Annotated in this window: 9 protein-coding genes; 3 read left to right on the forward strand and 6 right to left on the reverse strand. The window is 60.7% G+C overall.

Annotation, left to right across the window (positions count from 1 at the left end):
* Nucleotides 1-157 precede the first annotated feature (157 nt).
* The 5 genes from OXR00_RS16560 to OXR00_RS16580 all read right to left on the reverse strand — a co-directional run bounded on the left by OXR00_RS16560 (nt 158) and on the right by OXR00_RS16580 (nt 2,505).
* Complete coding sequence (locus tag OXR00_RS16560) at nt 158-628, reverse strand: winged helix DNA-binding protein (RefSeq protein WP_267389351.1); 471 nt, start codon at nt 626-628, stop codon at nt 158-160.
* On the reverse strand, nt 598-1,077 hold the full coding sequence (locus OXR00_RS16565; protein WP_267389352.1) for a hypothetical protein: 480 nt from the start codon (nt 1,075-1,077) through the stop codon (nt 598-600). The genes OXR00_RS16560 and OXR00_RS16565 overlap by 31 nt, the downstream gene beginning before the upstream one ends.
* 20 nt (nt 1,078-1,097) lie before the next feature.
* Nucleotides 1,098-1,439: a hypothetical protein gene (locus tag OXR00_RS16570; RefSeq protein ID WP_267389353.1), complete on the reverse strand. Its 342-nt coding sequence runs from the start codon at nt 1,437-1,439 to the stop codon at nt 1,098-1,100.
* A gap of 28 nt (nt 1,440-1,467) precedes the next feature.
* Nucleotides 1,468-1,959: an RNA polymerase subunit sigma-70 gene (locus OXR00_RS16575; protein ID WP_267389354.1), complete on the reverse strand. Its 492-nt coding sequence runs from the start codon at nt 1,957-1,959 to the stop codon at nt 1,468-1,470.
* A gap of 234 nt (nt 1,960-2,193) precedes the next feature.
* Nucleotides 2,194-2,505 carry a hypothetical protein gene (locus tag OXR00_RS16580; protein WP_267389355.1) on the reverse strand — a complete coding sequence of 104 codons (312 nt, stop codon included), beginning with the start codon at nt 2,503-2,505 and terminating at the stop codon, nt 2,194-2,196.
* Nucleotides 2,506-3,174: 669 nt separating this feature from the next.
* Here OXR00_RS16580 and OXR00_RS16585 point away from each other — a divergent pair.
* On the forward strand, nt 3,175-4,308 hold the full coding sequence (locus tag OXR00_RS16585; protein ID WP_267382057.1) for an aspartyl protease family protein: 1,134 nt from the start codon (nt 3,175-3,177) through the stop codon (nt 4,306-4,308).
* A gap of 40 nt (nt 4,309-4,348) precedes the next feature.
* Here the strand turns inward: OXR00_RS16585 and OXR00_RS16590 are convergent, their stop codons facing one another.
* On the reverse strand, nt 4,349-4,753 hold the full coding sequence (locus OXR00_RS16590; RefSeq protein ID WP_267389356.1) for a helix-turn-helix domain-containing protein: 405 nt from the start codon (nt 4,751-4,753) through the stop codon (nt 4,349-4,351).
* 75 nt (nt 4,754-4,828) lie between these two features.
* On the opposite strand from OXR00_RS16590, the gene OXR00_RS16595 reads away from it, so the two are divergent.
* Both OXR00_RS16595 and OXR00_RS16600 read left to right on the forward strand, forming a co-directional pair.
* A complete protein-coding gene (locus tag OXR00_RS16595; protein ID WP_267389357.1) occupies nt 4,829-5,455 on the forward strand; it encodes a cation transporter in 627 nt (208 codons plus the stop codon).
* On the forward strand, nt 5,455-6,674 hold a 1,220-nt coding region (locus OXR00_RS16600; RefSeq protein WP_267389358.1), incomplete at its 3' end, for a cytochrome c. The genes OXR00_RS16595 and OXR00_RS16600, both read left to right, overlap by 1 nt.

Genomic DNA, 6,674 nt, shown 5'->3' on the forward strand with positions numbered 1-6,674 from the left:
GGGCAATCGCAGTTAATTTAGCGAGGCATTGCAGGTTCGTGCTCGAGATTGGCTGACGCCGTCTGTCCAAGCGGTAGATCGAACGAGACCTTTTCAGTCGTTCGATATGTCACTGATGACCAAAAGAACGGAGTCTAGTGTGAGCCGTAGAAAATCGTCAGCCCGATCTCCGATCCTGTATTCGGGACTCCGCGATTTGAAGATCGAGCCACTGCTCCGAAGCAGCAAGAAGGGGAGCGAGCGTGCCGACGATCAGGCGGCGTCCGTCCTCGGGATCCGTTTGTCTGACTATGTATCCAAGCGCCTCGAGATGCTCGATGTGGCGCAAAGCGGTGGTCGTCGAGCCTCCGCTAAGCTTACAAAGCTGGGACACAGCGATGCGGCGCCGCTCGCACGTGGCCACGTAAAGCTCCAGGATCATGTCCCAGCTCGGATCATAGAAGCGGACCCCGTTGAAGTGGGTCGCCCGCCGACGCCGGCCGACCAACACCGCCCTGGCCTCGGCAAGCCTGCGCTCGGACAGGCCCCTCGCGTCTGGCGGCATAGACAGCAAAGTGTCCTCGATCGCCTTGCGCGGCAGCCGCATGACGACGTCGATCAGGTCGTCTCTTTCAAATGCTGAACCCATAATCGTCGTGATCCGTTTCGGATGTAGGGCTCGGCGTCGCGGGGTAGGCGGAACGTGCCAAGCGCAAGGGCTCCAAGCGCGAGATAGGCATAGATCCCGAGCCCGGTATGATAGGCGAAGAGGGGGATTCCAGGCAGCAATGCGCCGAGAGCGCTCATGAACAGATCGCCGAGCGCAAAACCTGCCGCCCAGATCGGCCAGAAGCGGGTCGTGGTGATGCCCAGCCAGTAGAACCCGAGAGCAACGCCGAAGTCGATGGACATGATGATCACGTCGGCGGGCGCAAGGCGGGCGACGTCGTACAAACGAAGAACCGACGACACCACAGAGGCAACAACATTAATTGCTGCCCCGCAGCGCTCAGGTCGACCGCCCCGGAAGAAAGCAAAACTGCAGATACCCACGAGAGTGGAATTGAACAGTAGTGCCAAAAATATCCCGAGCGACATCGATTCTCCGTTCAGACAATTTACGCTGCCTCCAAGGCCAACTCGGTCAGTGTAGCCGTCGTCGGCTTCGGCGTGCCTTCGCCCCAGTTTGTCTCGGTGAGACCAAGTTGTCGGCCAACCCGCTCAACGGCCAGATGCGCTCGCATAGCCATATGGTCTTGGCCCTCAACCAACGACGCGAGCGCTGCAACAGTTGCCTTCACCGTCCGCTGCGTCATTGCGGGCGAAAGGCTATGCACCTCCGTCGCGTCGAGTGTCGTCAAAAGAAACTGAGCAGTGTCGCGCGCGGCAAGGTTGATCGACCGCTCCGCCTTGCGGAGCTCATCCGCGATTACCCGGCTCGTATTGGAAAGTCCTTGCATTACGGCTCCCTTGGACGACCAGCGCCCATCATAGTGGTTTCAGCCCGAGCAGAAGGAGCAGCGTAACGATCGCCATTCCGGCCGCAGTTAGGCCCAAGGGGGTCACGATCGAGATGATCGCGGTCCAGAAGGCAACCTGCTTCCAGGTGAGCATATTCGCTGCCGCCCCAGCGGTCGGCAACGGGGGGGGAAGCGGGAAAGTTGGTGGCGCGGAAGGTGGGTCGTTTGCAGGGGGTAAAGGCTCTACCCCTCCGTCGTGCTCCGCCAGGAGCCGCGCGGCATCAAAACGGGTCGGCACACCGAGGATATTATTGGCCTTTAACAGCTGCTTATCGACCGCCCGGTGGCTGCTACCCGTGGCCGCGGCGATCTCCTTCGAGTTGCGGTTCTGAAGCACGAGGCGGAGATAAGACCGTTGCCGATCGGTCAGGCGGGCAATGCGATCCGGTGCGCTTACATCGGGCGTCGGGGTTGGAGCTGTCTGTTCGGCAGGACGTCTGCCCGGTTCGTTGGTCAGCATGCTCTAGAAAATACTCGCGACGCGGAATGATTCGGCTCCAGATCAGGGATAACTCCTGACGGGCTCTGTAGATCAAATTGACATCACGAATGAGTTGAGTCGGCGCGCGAACGCGGCGAACAGGTCACGTTCGAGGGCCCACGACGCGTCGCCGGGTTTCCAATTTCGAAGCAGGCCGAACCCATGCGCACCTCGGCGATCAGCAGCGGCCGCCACTCAGCATGAGTGATAGCCCTAGTGAACGGACGGAAATTTGCCGAGAGTTGCGGCTGTGTCGTTCAAGCGTGAGGCCCAAAAGGAAAGGATCTGTCCCTCGGCAGGGCGATCTTCGGCTGTATGCGCGGCAAATTCGGACAGGGTGCGGGCGAGTTCGGCGCCTGTGATCACGCGTTCGCGTTCCAGTATTGTGGCCAGAAGAGCCAGCCAGTCACCATGTGCCTGCACCAGCGCTTCGACCTGAAGCATTCCCGAACCGCTGCCGGATAAAGCCGTTGAAGGGCTTTGGCGCCGGCGGAACCTCGTAAACAAACTTTTGATCAAGGACATGGCGCGCGTTCCATCAACCGCCCGTAGCCGGGACGGTTGAACACGCGGGAACACTGGTAACCACGCCCCACGTATTCCCCGCACCGACAAGCGGTAGCAAGGTCTTGTATTTCGCGGGCCGCCCGACGGAAATCGGGGACCCAGCATTCGACCGCACATGCGGGCCAAGGATGGTGTTCAAGCCATGCCCAAGCTCGACCGCTATGGCACAAGACTCAGGCGAAAACACGCTGTCATTGCAAATGCAAGCAGACCCCAGCATCCTGGAAGCAGGCGTCGCGCTCGTTGCCGAATTCGATGTCAATCGGGTATTGATCTCGGGCTGCGCGCCCATAGGTGTGCCACGTGGCACACCTGACGCGAGGATCGTCACCCATATAAGACGGGATGCCAGAGCGGGCTCGGTCGACGCCCCTGCGTCGATAGAGCCGTGCCCTAGGGGCACGCCCGCTGTTGGCGTATTAGCTTCCGCAACCATGCACAGCGACACAGAAGCGCTTGCTCCTCTAGTGACTGTAGCTTGTAGGCGACTTCTGCACCTTCCGTCGACGGAGGGTTGGAGATCGCTTTGTGTTGTTCGCACAACCGGGAACCCCGCGCGTGTCCCGGCGCTCGTTGATCGGCCGCCTGTTGGGTTTCGGTGTGTCTGCAGCTGTGGGCACCCCTGGCTTGGCGACCATCGCGCCGCATCTCGTTGGCCAGTGGAATTTTGGTCCGCTATCTCCTGACTGGCAGCCCCTGGAAGTCGCAACCGGTGACACGTTGCTGGTGAAGGCTCGGGTAGCGGGATCGCCAGTTGAGGCGGTGCTGGATAGCGGGAGCGGGGCGTCCATCATCGACGTATCGTTGGCGCGAACACTCGGGATGGCGGACGGCGAACGTCGCACGATAAGCGGTTTGGGCGGGAAAGCTGCGGTCCGCTTGATCCATGATGTCGAGGTGCAGCTCGGGCATCGAACACGTCGACTACAGTTCGCAGTGGTAGCGGATCTGGGCGCACTGTCAGCTGCGTTCGGAAGACGGATCAACATGCTGCTCGGCGCAGATATGTTCGTCGGGAATTGCATGGCTCTTGATTTTGGAAATCGGCAATTCGCGCTCATGCCGACCGGCAGTTTCCCCGGCGGTGCGGACTGGACGCCGGTCGCTTTGGGGCATGGTGCGAAGCAGGAGCTATACGTCTCTGCCGCGATCGCAGGATCGAGCGCGGTGCCGCTGATGATCGACCTTGGCAGCTCTGCAGCGCTCATGCTGTCTTCGGCCTATGTCGATGCGCATGGCCTGGCTCGCGGGCGAGCGACATCGACTGCGGCGCTCGGAGGTGTCGAAGGTGTAGCTACCGTCGATGTGTTCATAACGCCGAAGCTGGAGATTGGCGGTCTGGCTGCATGGAACATTCCGACCCTGGGAAATCGCAACTGGCTCTCGACCAGCACGGTCGGCAATATCGGATTGCCGTTAATTGGTCAGTTCGACGCCATATTCGACGTGACTGCCGGGTTTGTGTGGCTTCGCCGGCCCGCCTCGCGAAACCTCCTTTCCATGTTGAAAGATCGAAGCGGGCTTGGCCTTTCGGCGTCCGAACACGCGCTTACCGTCGTCCATATTGCGATCGGCAGTCCGGCAGCGAAGGCCGGATGGAGCGTGGGTGAGCATATCGTCACGGTGAACGGTCATCCCGTCGACACAGATTATACGCATGGTTCGCTCTGGAATTGGCGCTTCGGTCGCTCAGACAGCGTAATCAAACTTGGAATAGAAGGCGGCATCATGCGCGAGCTAAGACTCTCCGATTATTATTAGCTAAACTAGCGTCGTAATAATCAGTTAGTGGACACTCGGGTCACACTCCCGCAATGGTTTGAATAATCCGGCAGTCTGCGATTTTTTTGTTGGTGCAGCTTTGGGCGAGCGTCGCCAGCTCGTTATGTAATGAAGTGAGCTGAGCTAGGCGGCGCTCCACATCTTCGAGGTGCCGCGCTGCAATGACAGATGCCGAGCTGCAATCTTGGTTAGGTGCTTCCGCTAAGGCAATCAGCGAGCGTATTTCGTCGATCGAAAACCCCAACCGACGTCCGTTGCGAACGAAGTTGAGTCGTTGGATGTCGGATGCCCCATAAGTCCGACGTCCGGACGCGGTGCGAGGTGGCTCCGGCAAAAGTCCGATCGTCTCGTAAAAGCGGACGGTGGTCACCTTGGTAGCGGTTTCACGCGCTAGCTGGCCGATCATCATGGGCGCAATCGTCATCCTGTTACCTGCTAATGCGAACGGATCGCAGATTTCGCTTGATCCTACAGTTACTGTAGCATGTAGGGAGGGGCCATGGAACCCAATGAAGCAAGCTGCGGCTGCGCCGGCGAACCGGCTCGCGCGCAACATGATCCAGCCTACCGCCGCGCGTTACTGATCGTCGTGGTGCTCAATCTCGGCTTCGGTATTGCCGAGCTGTTCGGTGGATTTATTGCCGACAGTCAGGCGCTGAAGGCGGACTCGCTCGACTTTCTGGGCGACGGCTCGATCAGCCTCCTTGGCTTGCTTGCACTCGCCTGGGCGCCCCGGGCGCGGTCTAATATTGCCCTCTCGCAAGGGCTGTTTCTTGGGGCTCTCGGAGTGGGCGTGATCTGCTTCGCGATCTGGCGAGCCCTCAACGCTACCGCACCTGATGCCGAGCTGATGGGCGCGATTGGCGTCGTCGCTCTGGCAATCAATGTCGCCTCGGCATTGGTGCTTGCACGCTTCCGGGAAGGAGACGCCAACGTCCGTGCGATCTGGCTGTTCAGCCGCAACGATGCACTCGCTAATGTGGCAGTGATCGCCGCTGCCGGGCTGGTCGCTTGGACGGGGAGCGCCTGGCCGGACTTGGCGGTCGCCGGTGTAATCGCACTTCTGTTCCTGCACTCGGCTTATGAGATTGTCACAGGCGCGTTGCGCGAACGAGGGCAGCGATAATGCGTTTCCTCGACGTGATCAGGGCGCTGCTCTCGGTTCGGTTTTTGGCCACGATAGTTGCCTTGCTCGTCCCCACCGCGGCGATGGCCGATCCGGCTGATGTGCAAACCGCGTGGCGGCTGCTTGACTATGTGGCGGTCGATTATGGTGGTGCCGTTGAGGCCGGCAGGATCAAAAGCAAGTCCGAATATTCCGAAATGAATGAGTTTGCTGCATCGGTTTCGACACGGCTTCTGAGCTTGCCGGCAAAGCCCGAACGGCAAAGCCTCATTCAAGGAGCCGCCAACCTCCAAGCGCTTATTGGCCGCAAGGGATCGGCCGAACAGGTCGCTACCCTCGCGCATGGGCTCGCGGCCGATCTGCTGCGCGCCTATCCGGTGCCGCTCGCGCCCGACAAGGTGCCGGATCTCGCATCGGGATCTGCCCTGTTCCAGCAGACCTGTGCCGCTTGTCACGGCATGACAGGGAACGGGCACGGTCCTGACGCAGCCAAGCTTTCCACGCCTCCGATTGCGTTCACCGATGTAACCCGCGCCCGGCAACGGAGTGTGTTCGCGCTTTATCAGGTGGTGACGCAGGGCATTGACGGGACGGCGATGCAGAGCTTCGCTGATCTGCCGAACGATCAGCGTTGGGCGGCTGCGTTCCGCGCTGGCAGCTTTGCCTTTACCGACGAACAGGCGCGAGAGGGCGCGCGGCTGTGGAAGTCGGACGCGGCGCTTCGCAGACGTATTCCGGACTTGAAAACGCTTGTGGCGCTCACCCCGGCTGCGCTCGCCACCTCAATCGGCGAAGCCAGGGCTGATGCCGTGCTCGCGTTCCTGCGTCGCCACCCCGATCAGGTGGTGCAACAGGCGCCCGGATCGCTCTCACTCGCCCGTGCCAAGCTCGCCGAAAGTGTCGCTGCGGCACGGCGCGGCAATGCGCACGGGGCAAAGGAGCTGGCCCTGTCGGCGTATCTCGACGGGTTCGAACCAATTGAGCCGACGCTTACTGCGCGCGATGCGACCCTGATGGGTCGTATCGAGGGGGCTATGGGTGAGTTCCGCACCGCGATCGACCGCGGTGCCTCGCCCGAAGATCTCACGGAAAAGGTATCGGTGCTCGACGGCTTATTCGACGATGCGGAAGCCGTGCTGTCCCCTGATGCCGCCACAGATGCGTCTACCTTCCTGGGGGCATTTACAATCTTGTTGCGTGAGGGGCTCGAAGCGCTGCT

Source organism: Sphingomonas sp. GC_Shp_3, assembly GCF_026540945.1.
Lineage (GTDB): Bacteria > Pseudomonadota > Alphaproteobacteria > Sphingomonadales > Sphingomonadaceae > Sphingomonas.